Below are 20,984 nucleotides of genomic sequence, written 5' to 3'. Positions count from 1 at the left end.
GTTACAACAACATCGCTTGCGCTTACTCATGGGGGTCAACGCAGCCAATAAAGTCTAAGCAGTGCGCGCGTGCGTATATATAAGACAAATCCCAATCATGTCCGGATCTAGCCGTAAGAACGCGCAGACGTTCGGCGGCTACGCTATCAAGCCCGGTTGAACGTCCCATTTCGCTTATTCCCGCCATTTATCGCTTCAGCCACTTGCCATCGCGGCCGTAAAGAGAAGGAGAGAAGGGCTCCAAACAGAAACTTAACCAGGATGGCGAAATGAAGTGGTTCGACCGCATGACCGTGTTCCGAAAGCTGCTGCTCGCATTTGCCGTCGTGATCGGCTTTTCGGTCGTAATCGGAGGAATGGCGTTGGCGGCGCTTTCGTCGCTGCATGAGATTTCCGACGCCATTGCCGATAAAAGCATGGATGGCCTGTATTGGCTCGAAGAGGCGAACCGTCACAAGATCGACGCCGATCTTGCCGCCGCGAATCTTGGCTATGCCACCGACGACGCCGGCCGCCAGAAGCTGAAGGACAGCATCGTCGCATCGCTCAAGGACATGCACGGCGCGTACGACCAGTATCGCCCGACCATCGCGAGCAGCAAGGGCCAGGAGCTGTTCGACGAAGTGCTGCGCAAGTCGGCGCTTTGGGAGGCTATCGTGCATCAGCAGATCGGTCTTGAACCGATTCCCGCCGGAGTCGACAACAACGAAGTCGTGCGCCGGGCGATTGCATCGAGCGAGGCGCTGCGCGATCGCATCGTCGCGCTGATCGACTTTCGCCGGCAGCAGGCGGACGACTTGCAGGCCCAGTCGGCCAGCAAGTACGAGCGCATGCATCTCGTGATGCTCGGGCTGGTGCTCGGCGCGATCGTGGCCGGCGCGCTGCTCGCGTCGACGATCGCGCGCCGCCTGTCGCGCCAGCTAGGCGGCGAGCCGTACTACGCGATGGAGATCGCCAACCGCATCGCGGACGGCGACTTGAGCGTGCGCGTCGACACCCGCGCGGGCGACACCGACAGCATGCTGTTCGCGCTGCGCAACATGCGTGAACGGCTGGCCGGCATCGTGTCGGGCATCAGCGTGTCGAGCGAATCGATCCTGATGGCTTCGGGCGAGATCGCGCAAGGCAACACCGACCTGTCGCAGCGCACCGAAGAGCAGGCCGCCGCGTTGCAGGAAACCGCGTCGAGCATGCAGGAACTGACGTCGACGGTAAAGACGAACGCCGAGAACGCGCAGCAGGCGGGCAGCGTGGCGCACGGCGCGTCGGAGGTGGCGGCGCGCGGCAGCAGTCTCGTCGGCGATGTCGTCGAAACGATGCGCGAGCTGGCGGCCGGCTCGAAGCGCATGACCGACATCATCGCGGTGATCGAAGGCATCGCGTTCCAGACCAACATTCTCGCGCTCAACGCTGCTGTCGAAGCCGCGCGCGCGGGCGAACAGGGACGCGGCTTTGCCGTGGTGGCGGGCGAAGTGCGCTCGCTCGCGCAGCGCAGCGCGGTGTCGGCCAAGGAGATCAAGGCGTTGATCGAAAGCTCGACGGCGCGCGTAGGCAGCGGCGCCCAACTGGCCGAGCGGGCCGGTCAGACGATGGCCGATGTCACGCTCGCGGTGAAACGCGTGACGGACATCATGGGCGAGATTTCGTCGGCATCGCAGGAACAAAGCACGGGCATCGAGGAAGTCAATCGCGCTGTCGCGCAGATGGACGACGTGACTCAGCAGAACGCGGCGCTCGTCGAGCAGGCGGCGGCCGCGGCGTCGTCGATGGCGGATCAGGCGAGGCAATTGCAGGCGGCCGTCACGGTGTTTTCACTGGAGCCGCGGCGCGGCTGATTTTTCGTCGCCGACTCTTCGCGCAGGCGGGCTGTTGCGTCGGCGTGATCGAGAGGCGAGGTGTTCGTCGCGGGTTCGAACCGGTGGATCAGCGCGGTTGTCGCAGCTCATCGGCCTCGTATTTCGATCGATTCAGCGCGCCTTTCGCCGCCCTTGCCAGGCCAGGTGGCACTCCGTACACTCGCGCGTAATTCCTGGGCGGCGCGTTTTCGGGCGCCGTCGCCATCACGCCGAACAGAGGAGAACCCCCGCCATGGCCGATTCCTATTTCCCGCGCTGGCGCGCGCAGTCCGCCGCCGCCGAGGGCCGCATCGTCGGTATCGACGAACGGCTTGCGTGGCCGCAGATGTTCGCGATGGGCATTCAGCACGTCGTCGCGATGTTTGGTTCGACGGTGCTCGCGCCGCTCCTGATGGGCTTCGATCCGAATCTGTGCATCTTCATGTCGGGGATCGGCACGCTGCTGTTCTTCGTGGTGGTGGGTGGGCGCGTGCCGAGCTATCTCGGCTCGAGCTTCGCGTTCATCGGTCTCGTGATCGCCGTGACGGGGTACGGCGGGCAGGGCCCGAACATGAACATTCCGGTGGCGTTGGGCGGGATCATCGCGTGCGGCGTGGTGTACGCGATCATCGGGTTGATCGTGTCGGCGGTCGGCACCCGATGGATCGAGACGCTGATGCCGCCGGTGGTGACGGGCGCGATCGTCTGCGTGATCGGTTTGAATCTTGCGCCGATCGCGGTGCGCGGCGTGAGCGCCAGCAATTTCGATTCGTGGATGGCGCTCGTGACGGTGCTGTGTGTCGGCGCGGTCGCGGTGTTTGCGCGCGGCATGCTGCAGCGTTTGCTGATTCTGGTGGGGCTGCTGATGGCGTATGCGATTTACGCGATCGTCACGAACGGCCTCGGCATGGGTAAGCCGATCGATTTCTCGATCGTCGCGCACGCCGCGTGGTTCGGCATGCCGCACTTCACGGCGCCGGTGTTCGAGCCGCGGGCGATGACCTTGCTCGCGCCGATCGCGGTGATTCTCGTCGCGGAGAACCTCGGGCATATCAAGGCGGTGAGCGCGATGACCGGTCAGAACCTCGATGGCTATATGGGTCGCGCATTTTTCGGCGATGGTCTCGCGACGATAGTCTCCGGTTTTGCCGGCGGCACGGGCGTGACGACTTACGCCGAGAACATCGGCGTGATGGCCGTGACCAAGATCTATTCGACGCTGGTGTTCGTGATTGCTGCCGTGATTGCGCTGGTGCTGGGTTTTTCGCCGAAGTTCGGCGCGGTGATTCAGACCATTCCGGGACCGGTGCTGGGCGGCGTGTCGATCGTCGTATTCGGTCTGATTGCCGTGACCGGCGCGCGGATCTGGGTCGTCAATAAAGTGGACTTTGCCGACAATCGCAATCTGATCGTTGCCGCGGTGACGCTCGTGCTTGGGGCGGGGGATTTTTCGTTGAAGCTTGGTGGGTTCGGGCTGGGTGGGATTGGGACTGCCACGTTTGGGGCGATTATTCTTTATGCCTTGCTCAGGGGGGAGCCGGCGCGGGGGCCGGTGGGTTGAAGGTGGGGGTTTTTGCCTGATCGGCGGTTTGGGTTGTGGGCTTGGTTTTTTGGCCTTTGCTTGATTTGTTAGTGGTCTATTGGCGTTGCCCCTGTGCGGGGCGGCACCTACTTTCTTTGCCGCCGCAAAGAAAGTAGGCAAAGAAAGCGGCTCACACCGCCAGTTCTGAAGCGGGTCCCCTGGCTTGGAGGGCATCGTGGTGCATCTGGAATCCGTGTTCTCGCGCATTCGGCGTTCGTGACAAGGCAGTCATACTTCCCGCCTCGCGCTGCGCGCTCGCCGGAAGCGGCGCGCACGGAAACCAGCGGTTTCATTGGGCGCGGTGGGGCCATCGGCTTCGCCTCGGCGAGACGCTGAAATGCCAGGTGCTGTTTCAGATGTGTCGCTGGTTGCAGGACACCGGTTGTGGATTGTGGGGCGGGTCGCCGGTCGCCGTGCTGAGCGTCCGGCCGCGCGCCGATGCGCCGGCAAATTGTCGGCAACTCGCCGGCATTCGATGCAGTGACGCCGGGCGCACGCACCGCTATTGGTTTGGAGAACTGCGGCTGACGGCGGTTTGTCTGGGCATCGAGAACTGCTGCCGACCGCAAAAGCGCCGTGCGACTTTATGAAGTACCGCGACGGCGCGCGCAGCGTCGCCGGAAGAATGACTGCCTTGTCACGAGCGCGGAGTGCGCGAGGGCACCGATTCCAGATGCACCACAATCCCCTCCAAGCCAGGAGACCCGCTTCAAAGCTGGCGGTGTGAGCCGCTTTCTTTGCCTACTTTCTTTGCGGCGGCAAAGAAAGTAGGTGCCGCCCCGCACAGGGGCAACGCTAATAGACCACTAACAAAGCAAGGAAAGGCCAACAAACCAAGCCCAACAAACCAAGCCCACAACCACAACCAAAACCGCCGAGCAGGCCAAACCCTTACCGCCTCCGAACAGTCAAAGCCGTCTCCGACAAATCCACCTCCCGCATGAGCTTGTTCAAAGTCTCATCGTTAATCGCCTGAGAACCACGCAACGCGAGCAGCGTCTTCCTCTCGGCTCGCATCGCCGCCAGCTTCATCCTGAACTCCAACGCATCGGCGCGGCGCGCCAACTCGCGCGGCTCCTGGTCCTCTCCGAGCGTGGCGAGCCGCCGTCGATAAAGGTCCATCACGCGCGCGGTCACATCAGCGGCATACGCCGATGCCGCTTCGTCCAGATTCGCGCACTCGCTATCGTGCACATCGTCGACAGCGCGAATCGCCGCCTGCGCCGCCAGCTTGCGCGCGAAAACTTCCTCCGCCGCATGCGGATCCTTGCCGCGCCGCCAGCCGCGCAGCAACAACGGCAAGGCAACCACTGCGACCAGCAGCGACAGCAGAATCACGCCCGACGCGATGAAAATCGCGAGGTCGCGGCCCGGCAACGGCACGCCGCCAGGCAACACCTCCGGCAACGACAGCACGCCCGCCAGCGTCAGCGCGCCGCGCACGCCGGCCACCGTCGTCACCGCCACCGTGCGCAAGCCCGGCACCGCGTTCGCCACGCCGTGCTTCGCCGCGCCGCGGCTCGCGAACCAGCGCAGCAGCCACACCCACACGAAGCGCATCGCATACAGCGCGGCCCCGACCGCGGCGATGTAGCCGATCAGCAGCCACACCTGCGCGTCGCCGGTCTCGTGCGCGTCGAGCAGAGCCCGGCCGAAAATGTGCGGAAACTGCAGTCCCAACAGAATGAACACCATGCCATTGAAGACGAACTCGATCATCGTCCACGTGCTGTTTGCACGGATGCGCGACGATACCGAGCCGGCGTTCACGATGCTCGTGTAATTCATCATCATGCCGGCCGCGACCGCGGCGAGAATGCCCGATAACTCCAAACGCTCGGCGATCAGATAAGCGGCGAACGGAATCAACAGCGTCATCACGACGACCGGCGCCGGATCGCCTTCTTCCGTGAGGTTCAGAAAGCGTGTCGACACAATGCTGAACAGCCAGCTCGCGGCCGCGCCCGTCGCGAGTCCGCCCGCGGCGATGATCACGAAGCTGATCGACGCGTCGCGCAGCGAGAACACGCCGGTCAATGCCGCGGCAATCGCGAACTTCAACGCGACGAGGCCCGACGCGTCGTTCATCAACGCCTCGCCTTCGAGGATATGCATGAGCCGTCCGGGAATCTTGCCCTTGCCGGCGATGCCGGAGAGCGCCACGGCATCGGTCGGCGACAGCACCGCGGCGAGCGCGAATGCAACCGGCAGCGGCATCGACGGCACCAGTTCATGGACGAAGTAGCCGACCGCGAGCACCGTCATGAAAACCAGGCCGAGCGCGAGCATCAGGATCGCGCGGCGCGCCATGAAGAACTCGCGCTTGGGAATGCGCCATCCGTCCGCGAACAGCAGCGGCGGAATGAACAGCATCATGAAGATTTCCGGATCGAACGTGACGTGCAGTCCAAGCCGCGGCCACGCGAGCATGGCGCCGATCGCGATCTGCACGAGCGGCAGCGGCAACGTGAGCGGCAAGAGGCGCGTGACGACGCCTGACGCGGCAACCGCAAGCAAAAGAATCAATACGGTGAAGACAATTTCCATCGGTCTGTTTCTGAGCCTATAACGTGTTTATTCGCGATGTCGACGGCCTCGCCGCGTCATGCCGCGCAGGGCGGAAGGCCGAAGTTTAGCCCGAGGACGCACGGCGCCCATGCGACCCCGGCACGGCTTAGAGCGAGTGAGCCGCGAACGAGGCAGGCGAGCGCGCGAACCGGGCGGCGCACCTAAAGAGTGCCTGCCGCGCCCCCGTGCGGCGCATTGGCCCTTTTGCCGGTGCAATCTTTCATGCGAATTACTTACCAAGGTGCGTTAGCGCGCGCATGGAGCTTGCTTAACCCATATCGACAACGCACATTTTGAGAGAGACGGCGCCGAGGTTGCTCGCTTCCGCGTTCGGACCGGCCCGGCTTTCGCGTGAGAGGATCGCATGACGATTGCGCAGCAGGAAAGGACGGCCAGTGCGCCGCATGGTTTCGACGTCGAAGTGACGTCGGGACTCGAACGTTTTTCGGTACAGCATGGCGAGCTGACGCTCACCAGCGTGTTTCAACCGATTTTCAGCCTCTCGCATATGCGGGCGGTCGGCTACGAGGGACTGCTGCGCGCGCACGACGCGCTCGACCGTCCCGTGTCGCCGCTCGACGTATTCGGCGAGGCCGCGCGGGTCGGCGACGTCCTTCAACTGGACCGGCTCTCGCAGACGCTGCATCTGGAAAACTTCAAGGTGCTCGGCGCCGAGCGCGAATGGCTGTTCCTCAACGTGCATCCCGGCGCGCTCACCGATCCGTACCACGCCGCCGCGCTGCTGGCCAATCTGCGGCGGCTCGATCTGCCGCCGCGGCGCATCGTGCTCGAAGTGCTCGAACAGCGCGCGGAAGATCTCGAACGTCTCGCCGACGCCGTGCGCCAGTTCCGCGACCGAGGCTTCCTGATCGCGCTCGACGATTTCGGCGCGGGACATTCGAACGTCGAGCGGATCTGGCAACTGAACCCGGACATCGTGAAGCTCGACCGCATCATGCTGTCGCACGCCGCGCATCGCGCCGACATGGCGACGATCTTGCCGGGACTCGTCGCGCTGCTGCACGAAGCGGGCAAGCTCGTGCTGATCGAAGGCGTCGAAACCGAGCACGAAGCGCAGATGGCGCTCGCCTGCAACGCCGACTTCGTGCAGGGTTTCTTTTTCGGCCGCCCGAGCCCCGCCGCGGCGGACGCCCTCCAGGCGACGACTTGCATCAGCGACCTCACCGAGCGCTATCGCGAACAGGCCGAAGCGCGTGAGCGCCACAATGCGAGCCGCCTCGCACCGTATCTGCGCGCCTTCGAGCGCGCGGCCGAGCGGCTTGCCGCCGGCGAGCCGCTAGAGGAGGTCTGCTGGAATTTTCTCGCGCTCGATCACGCCGCGCGCTGTTTCCTGCTCGATTCGAAAGGCCGGCAGGCGGGCCGCAATGTCGTGCTGCGCGCCGATCGCGCGGCGCATGAAACGCGCTTTCTGCCGCTCGCCGACGCGCAAGGGGCGAACTGGCTGCGTCGTCCGTATTTCCGCGCGGCGATCAATGCGCCGGAACGCGTGCATGTGACGCGTCCGTATCTGTCGATCAACGAGGCGTTGCCGTGCGTGACGCTTTCGGTGGCGACGCGCGTCGGCGCGCAAACCTGCGTGCTGTGCGGCGACATCGACTGGGTGGACGAAGAGCGGTTCTGAGATGATGTCGTTTTCCACGACGCGCTTTCATCCTCATGTCCGTTCTGCTCGAAGTCATTGCCACCACGGTGGCCGATGCGCGCCTCGCCGCGCAAGCCGGCGCTGACCGTCTCGAACTCGTCACCGCGATGGGCGAGGGCGGCCTGACGCCGAGCGTCGGCTTGATCGAAGCGGTGGTGAGCGCGGTTGATATTCCTGTGAATGTGATCGTGCGGCCGCACAGCCGCTCGTTCGTCTACGACACCGACGACTCCGCGGTCATGCTGCGCGACGTGCGCGCGGCAAAAGCGGCGCGCGCCAACGGCGTGGTGATCGGCATGCTGACCCAGGCAGGACAGATCGACCGCGACGCACTCGCACGCGCGATCGACGCGGCCGACGGCCTTGCGATCACCTTCCACCGCGCATTCGACGAAGCGCGCGATCTGCAAGAAGCGCTCGACGTGCTGCTCGAATTCGAAGCGGTGACGAACGTGCTGACGTCGGGCGGAAAAGCCTCGGTGCTCGACGCGCAAGCAACGCTAGGCGACCTGGTCAGGCAAGCGTCCGGCTCGCATTGCACGGTGCTGGCCGGCGCGGGTTTGACGGTCGACGCGGTTGCCGGCTTCGTCCGCGCGACGCAAGTGCAAGCGGTGCATTTCGGCTCGGGCGTGCGCGTCGGCGGCAAGGGGCTCGCGCCGGTCGATGCCGCCAGGGTTGCGCAAGTGAGAGCGCTGCTGAACGCGGCATAGCGCGGCATAACGTGCGCAAGGCGCGATGAAAAATGCCGCTTCGGAGCCGAACCCCGAAGCGGCATTTGCAACACGCACATGCCCACGCACACGAGCCTTACTTCGCGACCACCACCGGAATGCCGCGCAACTGCCCGGCGCCTTTCACCTCTTCCAGCGACTTCTTCACGCACGCGCCCGTTGCTGCTTCGATCTGCAAGCGTGCGGCGAGATCGCGTTCGCCACGCTTCACGCCCGCCAGATTCGCCAGCTTCACGTGACCATAACCGCGCACGCGAGCATGCAGGTCGGCCAGCTTCGCGACGTCTTCCAGGTTGTTCGCGTTGAGCTTTGCAAACGCGCGTTGCAGCGTGGTTTCGTAATCGTCGGCGAGTTCGCGCTCCATCCTGCGTTCGAGCGTGCGGCCGAACGGATCGAGCATCGTGCCGCGCAGGCCGCGCCATTTCGCCAGCATGCCGAGCACCGGCCACATCCATTGACCGAAGGTTTTCTTGGCCGGGTTGATGCCGGGCTGCGGACGCGTCAGCGTCGGCGGCGCGAGATTGAATCTGATGCCGAAGTCCTTGCCCGCCACGCCTTCGAACTGCGCTTCGAGCGCCTCGCGGAATGCGGCGTCCGTATGCAGGCGCGCCACTTCGTATTCATCCTTCACGGCGAGCAGACGGTAGAACGTGGTCGCCACCGCGCGCGTGAGGCGCTCGCTCCGTGCGTCCACCGCGGTCTCGGCGCGACGTGCAGCATCCACCAGCGCGCGATAACGCTTCACATAGCGCTCGCCGCCATACGTTTGCAGACGCCCCTCGCGATGCGCGATCAGTTCATCGAGCGTATCGACGCGCACCGTTTGCTTCGCGACATGCCGCGCTTCCCACAATGCTTCGAGCGCGGCGGGGTCTTCGGCGGCGAGCCGGCCGATCGAGAACGCCAACTGATTCATCTGCACGGCGACGTTGTTCAACTCGATCGCGCGCATCATCGCGGCGAACGATACCGGCACGAGACCGAGCTGCCACGCATAGCCGAGCATCAGAATGTTCGCGCCGATGGTGTCGCCGAGAAAGCGCGTGGCAAGCGCTTGCGCGTCGCACGTGGACATGCGTTCCGCACCTGCCGCGTGACGCATCTTGTCGATCAGCGCATCCGCATGCAGCGTCGCGTCGGGGTTCTGCACGAAGCTCGCATTCGGAATCGCATGCGTATTCACGACGATGCGCGTGCGGCCATGACGCACCGTTTGCAGGGCATCGGCGCTCGCGCCCACCACCATGTCGCAGGCGAGCAGCACGTCGGCCTGTTGCGTGTCGATCCGCACCTGGTTGAGCCATTCGTCGCGCGCGGCGAAGCGCACGAACGACAGCACCGAGCCGCCCTTTTGCGCGAAGCCCATGAAGTCGAGCACCGACGCGCTCTTGCCTTCCAGATGCGCCGCCATGCTGATCAGCGCGCCGACCGTCACGACGCCGGTCCCGCCGACGCCCGTCACCAGAATGTCGTAGGGCGCGGCGTCGAGATGCGTCGCGGGAACGCGCAACGCAGCGACGCGCGCCGCCAGCGCTTGCGGATCGAACGCCACGCCCGCGGCTTTCTTCAGCTTGCCGCCTTCCACGGTGACGAAACTCGGGCAGAAGCCGTTCACGCAGGAATAATCCTTGTTGCACGACGATTGGTCGATGCGCCGCTTGCGTCCCAATGCCGTTTCAACGGGTTCCACCGACAGGCAATTCGATTGCACGCCGCAATCGCCGCAGCCTTCGCAGACTTCCTCGTTGATGAACAGACGCTTGTCGGGATCGGGGAATTCGCCTTTCTTCCTTCTGCGCCGTTTTTCCGCCGCGCAGGTCTGGTCGTAGATCAGCACCGTCACGCCGTCGGTGTCGCGCAATTGGCGCTGCACGGCGTCCATTTCGCTGCGATGGTGAAACGTCGTGCCCTTCGGAAACAGATCGTGATGGCCGTCGTATTTCTCCGGCTCGTCGCTCACCACGACGAAGCGCGACACGCCTTCGGCTTCCACCTGGCGCGCGATCTGCGGCACCGAGATGCTGCCGTCGACCGGCTGCCCGCCCGTCATCGCAACCGCATCGTTATAGAGAATCTTGTACGTGATGGTGGCTTTCGCGGCCACCGCCTGGCGGATCGCGAGAATGCCCGAGTGAAAGTACGTGCCGTCGCCGAGATTCTGGAACACGTGACGCGTTTTCGTGAACATCGAATGCGACGCCCAGTCGACGCCTTCACCGCCCATCTGGATCAGCCCGGTCGTGTCGCGCTCCATCCACGAAGCCATGAAGTGACAGCCGATGCCCGCTTGCGCGATCGATCCTTCCGGCACTTTCGTCGAGGTGTTGTGCGGGCAGCCCGAACAGAAATACGGCGTGCGCTTCACGCTGTCCGCGGCGTTCGAGAGAATGTGCGGCGCGACCAGATCGACCACGCGCTCGCGCCGGTCGAGCGCGGGCTTGTGTTTGGCGAGCCAGTTCGCGAACACCGGCAAGATACGCGAAGGCCGCAATTCACCGAGCGACGACAGCAGCATCGTGCCGTCCTCGGCATGCTTGCCGATCACGATCGGCCGCGTGCCTTGCGTGCGGTTGTACAGATAGTCCTTGATCTGCTGTTCGATGACCGGGCCCTTCTCCTCGATCACCAGCACTTCGGACAAACCGGCAACGAACGCGTCGATGCGCGTCATCTCCAGCGGAAACGACAAGCCGACCTTGTAGATCCGCACGCCGGCGGCGTCCAGATCGGCGACCGTCAGATCGAGCCGGCGCAGCGTCTCCATCAAGTCAAGATGCGCCTTGCCGCAAGTGACGATGCCCACGTTCGCGTGCGGGCTCGGCGCGATCCATTTGTCGATGCTGTTGGCGCGCGCGAAGTGGCGCACCGCGTCGAGCTTCGCGTGCATGCGCGATTCGATCGTCAGGCTCGGCAGATCGGGCCAGCGGTTATGCAGGCCGCCGGCTGGCGCCTGGAAATCGTGCGGCGGCGTCCATTCGGTATGCAGCGCGTCGAGGTCGACGGTCGAGCCCGATTCGACCGTCTCGGAGATCGCCTTGTAGCCGATCCACGCGCCCGAGAATCGCGACAACGCCCAGCCGTACAAGCCGAATTCGAGCATGTCGGCGATGTTGGACGGATTCACGATCGGCATATGCCAGGCCATCATCGCGAAGTCGCTCTGATGCGGCATCGACGACGACACGCAGCCGTGGTCGTCGCCCGCCACCACCAGCACGCCGCCGTGCGGCGACGAGCCGTATGCGTTGCCGTGCTTGAGCGCGTCGCCGGCGCGATCCACGCCGGGGCCCTTGCCGTACCACATCGCGAACACGCCTTCGACGGTGCGTTCGGGGTCGGCCTCCACCCGCTGCGTGCCGAGCACGGCAGTGCCGCCGAGTTCCTCGTTGATCGCCGGCAGGAAGCGAATATCGCTCGCCGCGAGCAGTTTGTTCGCTTTCCACAACTGCTGATCGACCATGCCGAGCGGCGAGCCGCGATAGCCGCTGATGAAACCGGCGGTGTTCATGCCGCGCGCCCGATCGAGCGCGCGCTGCATCAACGCGAGGCGCACCAGCGCCTGGGTGCCGGTCAGGAAAATGCGGCCGCGCGTCGCGGTGAGGTTGTCGGACAGCTTGTAATCGGCGAGAGCGGGCGTGCCATCGATGGGCAGGCGAGCGGTCATGGGTGAGTCTCCATTATCTGCATCCGCGCGCCGTGGGTGGGGACCACATGGGCGACGCGACGAAAGAGACTCTATTTTTCAGCGCCGATCAGAGTAGATTTTTTCTAGTTCGAACGGCTGACGGCGAATGAGCGAGAAGAGTCGCGCATTTTGCCGACGTTTCGAGAGGGATTTGCCAGGCGGGCGGAGGCTCCGGGTATGCCCTGGTGTCCCGCGCGACGCCCCGGGCGGCGTATTCAGTTTCCGGCAACCGTATCCGACTGCGCGGTCGCGGCGGCCCGCGCCGTGACGTCGAGCGGTGCCGCGTCGAGCGGCACGATCTCGTCGAAATGCGAGTAGTCGATGTGACTCACGCCATCCACCTCGCTCATGACGTCCACGAAGCGATGCTGCCAGTAGATCTCGTCGAACGTCCACACGTAGCGCGCCTGCATGGTTTGCGCGGTGGATTCGTCGACTCCTTCGAGCGTCAGCAGCAGCGAGGTGTCGCGATTCTTGAGTGTTTCGGCGGTTTCGCCGAACAGCGGGCTGCTTTCGTCGATGACATGCATGAGGCTCCAACCCAGCTTGAACACGGGATGCTGGTCCCGCACGAGCGTCAGGTCGTGGAGCTTGCGCAGCGTATAACCCTCGGCGGTGGTTTCCCTGCGCAGAATGCGCAGCTTCGCGCGCGCTTCGGCGATGACGTTCTGACGCGCGTTGGCCGCGCGCACCATCAGCGTCATGCGGCCATCGAGCGGCCGCACGACCGCATAACGGGCGAACATGATCTTGGCGTGCGGACGCGAAAAGCGCGCGAAGATCAGGCCCGTCGCCAACGCGATGCTCGACATGCCGATGAAGATTTCGAGCGTGGCGATCCAGTGCGCGTAGGTGGTTCGCGGATGCATGTCGCCGTATCCGACGGTCGCGAGCGTTTCGACGCTGAAGAAAAACGCGCCGCCGAAGCCCGGCGGAAACTGATTGGCGATCGCCTCGTCACCGATCATGTAGAGCGCGGCGAACGCGGTGTTGAGCACCAGGAACAGCACCGCGAGCGAGACGAAGAACATCGGCCAGCGCACCACGAGCGCGCGGTGATAGAGGTCCTGCCAGAGCGGCGTGGGCATGCCGTGCGCGATCACCACGCGATCGTCGAGGCGCATCTCGCGGCCGCCGGGCGTGCGGCGCCGCCGCGCACGCACGCCAGCGTCGCCGAGGCCGGTGCCGGAAAATCGGTCTGAGGGTTCGCTAGCCATTGCGTGCTCGTGGAGATGAAAACGCGCAAAGCGTAGCACGGCGCCTTGCGCGCGTTCGCGCTACGGAAATGTTCGCGGCTTGGGTATGCCGGCGCCGTGCTCGATATCGTTGACGGCTTGCTGATGCGCGGCGGCGACCGCTTCGGCTTCGTCGGCGTAGCCATCGTCGCCGCCGACGGTCGCCCACGTTTTGACCGCTTTCTCGCGATGCCGGATTTCGTATTCCGCGTCCCAGCGCGCGCCGTTGAGTTCGAGTGGGCGGACGTGAATGGAGTACACGCCGTAGAGGAAGAGCTGTTCAGCCATGATCGCCTCCAGCCGGTTGTTCGGGTGGCGCAGCGCGCGACGCAACGCGGCGCCGGCGGTTTGACTACCTAGAGTTCGATTTCCCCGAGAATACGGTGAGCGAGCGCCTTGGCTTCCTCGAGCGCTTCCTCCGGCGTCGACGAAGTCGCTTCCACTTCGTAGACCGTCGTCTCCTGATCGTTGGCTCCGCCGCCTTCGTCGCGCGTGAGGGTGACGAGGCCCTGGTACGAGTCGGTCTGTAACTCTCTTACCGAGGCGGTAGCCGTGTAGATGCCTTTGGTGTAGGTGATGTCGTCCATGGCGTCGCTCCTTCTTCCAAAGGTTTCGGTTTTTTCATGCTAGCACGATGATGGAGCTTCGGTTTTCGCCGCGCGGCGCTCCGTCGTCATGACAATGCGCGCCGCGCAAGACAGCGGAATTACAGCAGCGCGACGACTTCATCCAGCGACGGCGCGTGCGCGCCGGCGTGCCGGCAAGCCGCCGCGCCAGCGGCCAGCGCGAACGCCAGGTGCTCGGGCCAGGCCCGCTGCGGCGCGGTCATCAAGCTGAACAGCAAGCCGCCGATGGACGCGTCTCCCGCCCCCACGGTGTCGACCACCTCGACGCGCGGCGGCCGTGCTTCCGTCAGCATTGCGCCGTCGATCAGCATGGCCGTTTCCGGTCCGCGCGTCACCAGCACGGCGGCGGACGGATTCATGGCTTGCAGTTGCGCGAGCGCGGCGGCCTCGTCGTCGGTCTTGAAGAGCAGGCGCAAATCCTCGTCCGAGACCTTGATCAGATCGGCGAGCGCGGCCATCTTGCGCAGCGTGGGCGCATACCCATGCTCCATCAGATTCCGGTAATTCGGATCGAAGCTGATCTTCACGCCGCGCGTGCGCAGTTCGGCCGCCAACTCGGCCAGCGTATCGCCGAGCGGCTGCCGCACGAGGCTGATGCAGCCGAAGTGCGCCCACTTCACCTGCTCGATCCAGCCCGCCGGCAAGCGCGTGGGGTCGAACGCCAGGTCCGCGCCGTTTTCGCCCATGAAAAAGTACGCGGGCGGATGCGTCTGATGAACGATCGCCAGCAAGGGCGGGCGCTCGACGCGCTGCATGAAGCGCATGTCGAGCCCGGCGGCGACGCTCGCGTTCCACAGTTCGTCCGAGAAATTGTCGACGCCGAGCGACCCGGCGCACGCGGTCGGCAAACCGAGCCGCGCGACGCAGCGCGCCACGTTCCAGCCGGCGCCGCCAGGACGCGACAGCCATTGCGAGGGACCGGTGCGCACGAGGTCGGTGAGGATGTCGCCGGCCGAGACGAAGAGAGGGAGTGCGCTGTTCGCGCTGCGGTCGTTCATTTCGTCTGCTCCGCGGATTCCTTCGCAGCGGCCGTGCTGTCGGGCAGTGCGTGCGCCAGCACCTCGTAGCACGCGCCCATCGTGTGATAGTCGGTCTTGCCGGCGGGACTCTTTTCGTCGCTGTACTTGCGGTTGTCGCAGGTGAGGATGCGATACCACGCGCCATGCTTGTGATCGACGAAGTGCGCCCAGCTATAGCGCCAGATCTCGTCGTACCAGTCCCAGAAGCGTTCGTTGCCGGTGCGCTTGCCGAGCAGCGCGGCGGTGGCGAAGGTCTCGGCCTGGACCCAGAAGTATTTGTCGTGGTCGCACACGGTGCCGTCCGGGCCGAAGCCGTAATAGAGGCCGCCGTGGTCTTCGTCCCATGCGTGCGTCATCGCGGCGTCGAACAGTTCGATCGCGCGCGGCAGCAGCCACGGCAACGGACGGTAGCGCTCCAGAATCAGCAGCAGCTTCGCCCATTCGGTTTGATGCCCCGGCTGAAAGCCCCACGGGCGGAAGATGTTCGAGCTGTCTTCCTCGTTGTAATGCCAGTCCACCGACCAGTCCGCGTGAAAGTGCTCCCACACGAGCCCCTGCGAGAGCTTCGCCTGGCGCAGCGTGATATTCGACGCGACCCGTTCCGCGCGATCCAGATAGACGAGGTGGCCGGTCGCCTCATGCGCGGCGAGCAGCGCCTCGGTGGTGTGCATGTTCGCGTTCTGCCCGCGGTACGAACTCACGCGCCATTCGGGCGATGCCTCGTCGGCGTAGAGACCGGCGGCGGGGTCCCAGAAGCGGTGTTCCATCAGTTCGAAGGTCGCGCCGATCATCGGCCTCGCTTCCTCGACGCCCGCCATCGCCGCATGCGAATAGGCGAGCAGCACGAACGCGAGACCGTAGCAGTGGCGCGTGGCGTCGAGCGTGCGCTTCTTGCCGTCCCGCCATTCGAGCTCCCAGTCGTAGCCCTCGTGGTGCGGGTCCCAATGCACTTCGCGCAGGAAGCGCAAGCCGTGGCGCACGTACTCGAGATGCCGCGGGTCGCCGAACTGGCGATACGCCATCGCGTAGTTGAAGACGTAGCGGCAACTGCTCACCAGATGCCGCGTGGTCTTGTCGTAGACGGAACCGTCGTCGCGGAAAAAATGAAAGAAGCCGCCGCTCGGATCGAGCACGTTCGGCGCGTAAAAGCGCAGCGTGTCCTGCACATGCGCGAGCAGGAAATCGCGGCTGCGGAAACTGTCGACGGGCGGCACGGCAACGGCCGCGCCGTTTGCGGGTTGATGCGGATCGGATTGCGTCATGGCTTTTCCATCAAAGTACTGGCACGGGCAATGAGATGAACGGGCAAGCGGATTTCCAGTTCGGCAGGCGCGTCTTCGAGCAGCAACTCGACGCCGCGCCGGCCGAGCGCTTCCTTGTCGACCGAAATGGTGGACAGCGGCGGCGTGGCGTGGGCGGCGGCGGGAATGTCGTCGAAGCCGATGATGGCGATGTCCTCGGGCACGCGCAGGCCGCGCGCGAGGCACGCGCGCAGCGCGGCGAGCGCGGCGGCGTCGTTGTAGGCGAACACGGCGTCGGGCCGTGGGCCGGGCGCGTCGAGCAACTGATGCATCGCGCGCGCGGCGCCGCTGTCGGGGTCGAGGCCGGCGTCGATGGTCACTTCAAGCGACGGGTCGAACAGCAGCCCCGCTTCGAAAAACGCGCGCCGGTAACCGAGCGCGCGCTGGGCGATGCTGAAGTGCGCGAGCGAGCCGCCGATGAACGCGATGCGCTTGCGCCCCTGCCCGAACAGATGCCGCATGGCGAGCATGGCGCCCGCGGCGTTGTCGAGGTTCACCGAGCGCAGGCCGGGCGCCCACAGGTCGATCAGCACGAGCGGACGGCGCATCGCCACCAGCGTACTCAACGTTTCGGGTTCGACGAAACCGGCGATCGCCACCGCGTCCGGCGCGTGCAGGCGCATCTGCTGGATCACGTCCTCGGTGGGACCGGCGGTCAGCACCGATGGGACGATGCCGCGTTCGCGGCACGCGTCTTCCACGCCGTGCAGCACGTGCGAAAAAAACGGGCTGACGGCGAAATTATTGTGCTGACGATGCAACAGGAAGGTGAGACGGCGAATGCGCGGACGCAATTGGGCGGCGTCGTAACCGAGCTGCCGCGCCGCTTCGACCACGCGCACGCGCGTGGCTTCGGAGAGGCCGGGCTGGTTCTTCAGCGCACGGGAGACGGTGCCGATCGACACGCTCGCCGCGCGGGCGACGTCGCGGATGGTTGTGGCCATCGAATGACACGGCCGAGCAGGGCCGCACGGTGTTTGAATTCGGGCGATTGTATAGTAAAACCCGCCGGAAACACCTTTGGAAACCGGCGATCCACACCCGGAAATACCCGTAGATGTTGAGGTTGGCCCGGAATTTGTCGTTTAGTAAAATTCACTAAACATTGCGTGGATCGTGGCTCCAGGGGCTGTTGCTGTTGCGCATTCAGTCGAAGGGCGCTTGAAGAACGGCCTCAGCCTGGCCGCGTAATAACGTCAGGCTTTCCTCCGCGTCGATCAGGACGAAACCGCTCGTCTCGTGCTTCGCGCGACGCTTCGCCAGCGCCGCGACCGAGGCGATCTCCTCGCTGCTGTAGAGCGCGGGGCCGCCGTCCGGTGCCACGCGCACGCAGCCGATCGCCATCGTCACGAAACCGAAGAAGGTCGGATTGCCGCGCCGGTCTTCGCCGTGAATGCCGCCCGCGAGCCGGTCGGCGGGCGCATAGAAGCGCTGCGCGCCTTCGTTGAACACGTGGATCGCGCGCAGCACGCGCTCGCGCCAGTCCTCGCTCTGGAACAGGATCAGGAAGTCGTCGCCGCCGACATGGCCGAGAAAATCGCGCGTCGGATCGCACACGTCGGCGAGCACGGCGGCGGCGAATTTCAGCACTTCGTCGCCTTGCCAGTAGCCGTACTGATCGTTAAAGGGCTTGAAGTGATTCAGGTCGACGTAACACGCGTGAAAGCCCGCGTCGTTGCCGAGCAGGCGGGCGATGTGCGAGCTGATCGGAATGTTGCCCGGCAGGAAGGTCAGCGGATTCGCGTAGCGCGCGGCTTCGATGCGCACCTCGGTCACCGCGCGCACGAGGTTCTCGCCGGTGCCCAGCCCCGCGTATTTGCCGTTTTCGGTGATCACGAAACCGTCGGCGAGATAGCGCTGGTCGTCGCTTGCGAGCAGCCTGGCCATCTGCTCGACGGTCATCGATTTCTCGATGATCACCGGCGATGCGTTGGCGAACAGCAAACACGGACGCTTGCCGAACAGCTCGCGGTGGTACGGCAGCGCGTAGCGGTCCATGAAGCTGCGGCGGTTGATCAGCGCGACGGGTTCGTCATATTCGACCACCGCGACCGCGTGCAGGTCGGGCAGACGGTTGAACAGTTCGAGCACGTCGTTGTTGGTGGCGTGACGCGGCAGCGCGGGCGCATGCACCAGCATCTTCGCCGACGCCATGCCGCCCGACGGCGACGCGCCGCTAGCCATGCGCGTGGGCTCCGGAAATACGGCGATATGGCCGGCGCGCAGCGCGTCGCGGGCGTCGTCGGTTACGTGGCGCGCCGGCTGCGCATGCGGGCGGCCGAAGAAATAACCCTGCCCGCAGGCGATGCCCATGTCGCGCACCACGATCAGATCGGCTTCGTTCTCGATACCCTCGGCCACCAGTTGCGCGCCGCTCGCGCTGGCGAAGTGCTGCATCGCGCGCACGGCTTCGAACTTGAGCGGATCGCAGGCAATGTCGTGAATGAAGAAGCGGTCGATCTTCACCACGTCCGGTTGCAGCCGCACCCACAGATTCATGCTGGCGTTGGCGGTGCCGTAGTCGTCGAGCGCGAATTGCGCGCCCGCCGTGCGCAGCGCCGAGATCACCGGCAGGAAGCTGCCGACGTCCGCGATCATGCTCTGCTCGGTCAACTCGATCACGATGCGCTGCGGATCCAGCCCGCGATGCCGCAGCAGCGCGAGCGTGTCCTCGCGCGCGTCGGCCAGTTGGCGGATCGCGCCCGCGCTGAAGTTGAGGAACAGCTTGCCGTCCACACCGAGTCTCGCGAACGCCTCGATGCAGGTGTGCGCGGCTGCGCGTTCGAGTTCGATCGCGCAGCCCTCGGCGAGCGCCTGCGAAAACAGCGCGAACGGCGCTTCGAGCGGCGTGCCGGCCGGGCCGCGGATCAGCCCTTCGTAGCCGAGAATCGCGCCGTCCTCGAAATCGATGATCGGCTGGAATACGGCGGACAGATCGCGCCGGGAGATCAACTCCGCGATGCGCGGCGTGGCGAATCGGGAGGGCGAGCGAGGTTGCATGGCAGGTAGGCGTAGCGATCGACGTTCGGCTTATCGGCCCGCCTGGCGTGGAATTAAGTGAAGTTTTCGTGAAGCGTCGCACTGGATTGGTGCGCGAGGCCAGGCGCCTCCAGGATTTTGCCTATGCCGTCCGGCCGAGGCGACAGCGGCGGCGTTTGCGCGTGAAATAACAAAAAAGCCGCACGCGGCGGCTTTCTTCAAATGACGCTCAGGGAGGGCGCTTATGAATGTCCTGATTGCATTGCGCGCGTATTCAACGGCGGGCCACGGCGGCGGCGGACCGCTCGCGCGCGGCGGCGCGGGTTTCGCCGCTGGTGTCGCGGGCGCCCCAGCGCTGCGCGAGCGCGGCGCACACCATCAACTGGATCTGATGGAACAGCATCAGCGGCAATACCACGGCGCCCACCGCATGCGAGGCGAAAATGACCTTGGCCATCGGCACGCCGGCGGCAAGGCTTTTCTTCGAACCGCAGAAGATGATCGTGATCTGGTCGGCGCGGTTGAAGCCGAGCCGCTTGCTGACGAACATCGTCGCGGCCAGCGCGAGCGCGAGCAGCACGACGTTGACCACCAGCAGGCCGCCGAGCGCGGAGAGCGGAATCTGATGCCAAAGGCCCTGGTTGACCGCTTCGCTGAACGCGCCGTACACCACCAGCAGGATCGAGCCCTGGTCCACGAATTTCAGCACGCCGCGATTGCGCTCGATCCACTTGCCGATCAGCGGCCGCAGCAACTGCCCGGCCACGAACGGCACCAGCAGTTGCAGCACGATATTGCCCACCGTATGCCACGGCGAACTGCCGCCGGCGGCGTGGTTAGTGACGAGGAGGCTGACGAGCGCGGGCGTGATGAAGATGCCCAGCAGGCTCGAGGCCGACGCGCTGCACACGGCGGCCGGCACATTGCCCTTCGCAATGGAAGTAAACGCGATGGACGACTGCACCGTCGACGGCAGCGTGCAGAGGAAGAGGACCCCCGCATAGAGCGCCGGCGTGACAAGTGGCGAAAGGAGCGGCTTAAGGGCGAGGCCGAGCAGCGGAAACAGCGCGAACGTGCTGAGCAGCACTACCAGATGAAGACGCCAGTGCGTCGCCCCCGCAATAATCGCTTCGCGTGAAAGTTTTGCGCCGTGCAGGAAAAACAGCAGGCCGACCGCCACGTTCGTCACCCAGTCGAACCCGGCGGCGGCCTGCCCGTGAACCGGCAGAAAGCTGGCAAGAATCACGGTGCCGACGAGGCACAAGGTGAAGTTGTCGGGAAGCAGTTTCGGGCGAGCCATGTCGGAATCTCGATTCGGTGATGCGGAAAAGCGCACGGCAAACGCGCGTGCAAGTCGCCAGCCTCAAGCTATGGGAGACGTCTATTGTTGTTGAAAATCGATTGAAAAAGCAAATTCATTTGCCGAATTCATTAATGAATAACCTGCATCCAATCACATGAGCAAGCGGCTGGCCGGCTATCGGCGGTCGCCGTTCAAGATTCGCGAGGCGGTTTGTCTGGTTCCATGGTTTCGACAATCGGGCGAAGAATCCAGGGGCGATTGGTCGTAAGCAAGCGTGAGCCAGGTGCCCTCGGCGATGCCCCGAGCAAGCGGTTCCAAGGCTTTAACGCAAGCGCACTGTCGCGGAAAAACGTCGCAGTAACAAGGTGTTACATCCGCGGTTGGGGCATAACACTTTTTGGCTCGACACCCTTTGTCAGCACCCATAAATTACGCTTCAAAGGCCATCGGGATGCTC

At 64.7% G+C, this 20,984-nt stretch carries 14 protein-coding genes; 4 read left to right on the top strand and 10 right to left on the bottom strand.

Annotated elements, in window-relative coordinates:
* Positions 1–269 precede the first annotated feature (269 nt).
* Together ACTJLC_RS14970 and ACTJLC_RS14965 are read left to right on the top strand one after the other, a co-directional pair.
* Positions 270–1,835 (top strand): methyl-accepting chemotaxis protein, encoded by a 1,566-nt coding sequence (locus tag ACTJLC_RS14970; RefSeq protein ID WP_073432940.1) that lies wholly within the window; start codon positions 270–272, stop codon positions 1,833–1,835.
* A gap of 253 nt (positions 1,836–2,088) precedes the next feature.
* The gene (locus ACTJLC_RS14965) at positions 2,089–3,396 is read left to right on the top strand and encodes a solute carrier family 23 protein (protein ID WP_440844406.1); all 1,308 of its coding nucleotides are present in this window, start codon (positions 2,089–2,091) and stop codon (positions 3,394–3,396) included.
* Between the two features lie 912 nt (positions 3,397–4,308).
* On the opposite strand, the gene ACTJLC_RS14960 is transcribed toward ACTJLC_RS14965, so the two are convergent.
* Positions 4,309–5,964 carry a Na+/H+ antiporter gene (locus ACTJLC_RS14960; protein WP_440844404.1) on the bottom strand — a complete coding sequence of 552 codons (1,656 nt, stop codon included), beginning with the start codon at positions 5,962–5,964 and terminating at the stop codon, positions 4,309–4,311.
* Positions 5,965–6,349: 385 nt separating this feature from the next.
* Here ACTJLC_RS14960 and ACTJLC_RS14955 point away from each other — a divergent pair, with 385 nt between their 5' ends.
* The gene (locus ACTJLC_RS14955) at positions 6,350–7,627 is read left to right on the top strand and encodes a sensor domain-containing phosphodiesterase (protein WP_073432234.1); all 1,278 of its coding nucleotides are present in this window, start codon (positions 6,350–6,352) and stop codon (positions 7,625–7,627) included.
* Positions 7,628–7,662: 35 nt separating this feature from the next.
* Complete coding sequence (locus tag ACTJLC_RS14950) at positions 7,663–8,358, top strand: copper homeostasis protein CutC (protein WP_440844401.1); 696 nt, start codon at positions 7,663–7,665, stop codon at positions 8,356–8,358.
* Between the two features lie 97 nt (positions 8,359–8,455).
* Here ACTJLC_RS14950 and ACTJLC_RS14945 read toward each other — a convergent pair whose 3' ends face one another.
* From ACTJLC_RS14945 to ACTJLC_RS14905, 9 genes are all read right to left on the bottom strand, one after another.
* Entirely contained in the window at positions 8,456–12,043 is a 3,588-nt protein-coding gene (locus tag ACTJLC_RS14945; protein ID WP_440844399.1) for an indolepyruvate ferredoxin oxidoreductase family protein, read from the bottom strand.
* A gap of 236 nt (positions 12,044–12,279) precedes the next feature.
* Positions 12,280–13,281 carry an ion channel gene (locus ACTJLC_RS14940; RefSeq protein ID WP_083084842.1) on the bottom strand — a complete coding sequence of 334 codons (1,002 nt, stop codon included), beginning with the start codon at positions 13,279–13,281 and terminating at the stop codon, positions 12,280–12,282.
* Positions 13,282–13,341: 60 nt separating this feature from the next.
* Positions 13,342–13,587 (bottom strand): hypothetical protein, encoded by a 246-nt coding sequence (locus tag ACTJLC_RS14935; protein WP_083085059.1) that lies wholly within the window; start codon positions 13,585–13,587, stop codon positions 13,342–13,344.
* A 68-nt stretch (positions 13,588–13,655) separates the two neighbouring features.
* Positions 13,656–13,886: a hypothetical protein gene (locus tag ACTJLC_RS14930; protein WP_073432230.1), complete on the bottom strand. Its 231-nt coding sequence runs from the start codon at positions 13,884–13,886 to the stop codon at positions 13,656–13,658.
* A 119-nt stretch (positions 13,887–14,005) separates the two neighbouring features.
* Positions 14,006–14,923 carry a carbohydrate kinase family protein gene (locus tag ACTJLC_RS14925; RefSeq protein WP_440844396.1) on the bottom strand — a complete coding sequence of 306 codons (918 nt, stop codon included), beginning with the start codon at positions 14,921–14,923 and terminating at the stop codon, positions 14,006–14,008.
* Positions 14,920–16,206 carry an AGE family epimerase/isomerase gene (locus tag ACTJLC_RS14920; protein ID WP_440844394.1) on the bottom strand — a complete coding sequence of 429 codons (1,287 nt, stop codon included), beginning with the start codon at positions 16,204–16,206 and terminating at the stop codon, positions 14,920–14,922. The genes ACTJLC_RS14925 and ACTJLC_RS14920 overlap by 4 nt, the downstream gene beginning before the upstream one ends.
* Positions 16,203–17,189 (bottom strand): LacI family DNA-binding transcriptional regulator, encoded by a 987-nt coding sequence (locus tag ACTJLC_RS14915; protein WP_073432227.1) that lies wholly within the window; start codon positions 17,187–17,189, stop codon positions 16,203–16,205. Before ACTJLC_RS14915 ends, ACTJLC_RS14920 begins: the two co-directional genes overlap by 4 nt.
* Positions 17,190–17,391: 202 nt before the next feature.
* Positions 17,392–19,245 (bottom strand): EAL domain-containing protein, encoded by a 1,854-nt coding sequence (locus tag ACTJLC_RS14910; RefSeq protein ID WP_440844392.1) that lies wholly within the window; start codon positions 19,243–19,245, stop codon positions 17,392–17,394.
* A 253-nt stretch (positions 19,246–19,498) separates the two neighbouring features.
* Positions 19,499–20,524, bottom strand: a complete 1,026-nt coding sequence (locus ACTJLC_RS14905) for a bile acid:sodium symporter family protein (protein WP_073432225.1) — start codon at positions 20,522–20,524, stop codon at positions 19,499–19,501.
* Between the last annotated feature and the right edge of the window lie 460 nt (positions 20,525–20,984).

The sequence above is a fragment of the Paraburkholderia sp. 22099 genome (assembly GCF_052045835.1).
In the GTDB taxonomy this organism is placed as follows: domain Bacteria; phylum Pseudomonadota; class Gammaproteobacteria; order Burkholderiales; family Burkholderiaceae; genus Paraburkholderia; species Paraburkholderia terricola.
This window is presented reverse-complemented; position numbering and strand designations above follow the sequence as displayed.

Excerpts from the sequence above, each read along its gene's own strand:
- ACTJLC_RS14965 (WP_440844406.1), top strand. The coding sequence starts at position 2,089 with ATGGCCGATTCCTATTTCCCGCGCTGGCGCGCGCAGTCCGCCGCCGCC.
- ACTJLC_RS14960 (WP_440844404.1), bottom strand. The coding sequence starts at position 5,964 with ATGGAAATTGTCTTCACCGTATTGATTCTTTTGCTTGCGGTTGCCGCG.
- ACTJLC_RS14905 (WP_073432225.1), bottom strand. The coding sequence starts at position 20,524 with ATGGCTCGCCCGAAACTGCTTCCCGACAACTTCACCTTGTGCCTCGTC.
- ACTJLC_RS14970 (WP_073432940.1), top strand. The coding sequence starts at position 270 with ATGAAGTGGTTCGACCGCATGACCGTGTTCCGAAAGCTGCTGCTCGCA.
- ACTJLC_RS14950 (WP_440844401.1), top strand. The coding sequence starts at position 7,663 with ATGTCCGTTCTGCTCGAAGTCATTGCCACCACGGTGGCCGATGCGCGC.
- ACTJLC_RS14930 (WP_073432230.1), bottom strand. The coding sequence starts at position 13,886 with ATGGACGACATCACCTACACCAAAGGCATCTACACGGCTACCGCCTCG.
- ACTJLC_RS14940 (WP_083084842.1), bottom strand. The coding sequence starts at position 13,281 with ATGGCTAGCGAACCCTCAGACCGATTTTCCGGCACCGGCCTCGGCGAC.
- ACTJLC_RS14910 (WP_440844392.1), bottom strand. The coding sequence starts at position 19,245 with ATGCAACCTCGCTCGCCCTCCCGATTCGCCACGCCGCGCATCGCGGAG.
- ACTJLC_RS14955 (WP_073432234.1), top strand. The coding sequence starts at position 6,350 with ATGACGATTGCGCAGCAGGAAAGGACGGCCAGTGCGCCGCATGGTTTC.
- ACTJLC_RS14925 (WP_440844396.1), bottom strand. The coding sequence starts at position 14,923 with ATGAACGACCGCAGCGCGAACAGCGCACTCCCTCTCTTCGTCTCGGCC.
- ACTJLC_RS14945 (WP_440844399.1), bottom strand. The coding sequence starts at position 12,043 with ATGACCGCTCGCCTGCCCATCGATGGCACGCCCGCTCTCGCCGATTAC.
- ACTJLC_RS14920 (WP_440844394.1), bottom strand. The coding sequence starts at position 16,206 with ATGACGCAATCCGATCCGCATCAACCCGCAAACGGCGCGGCCGTTGCC.
- ACTJLC_RS14935 (WP_083085059.1), bottom strand. The coding sequence starts at position 13,587 with ATGGCTGAACAGCTCTTCCTCTACGGCGTGTACTCCATTCACGTCCGC.
- ACTJLC_RS14915 (WP_073432227.1), bottom strand. The coding sequence starts at position 17,189 with ATGGCCACAACCATCCGCGACGTCGCCCGCGCGGCGAGCGTGTCGATC.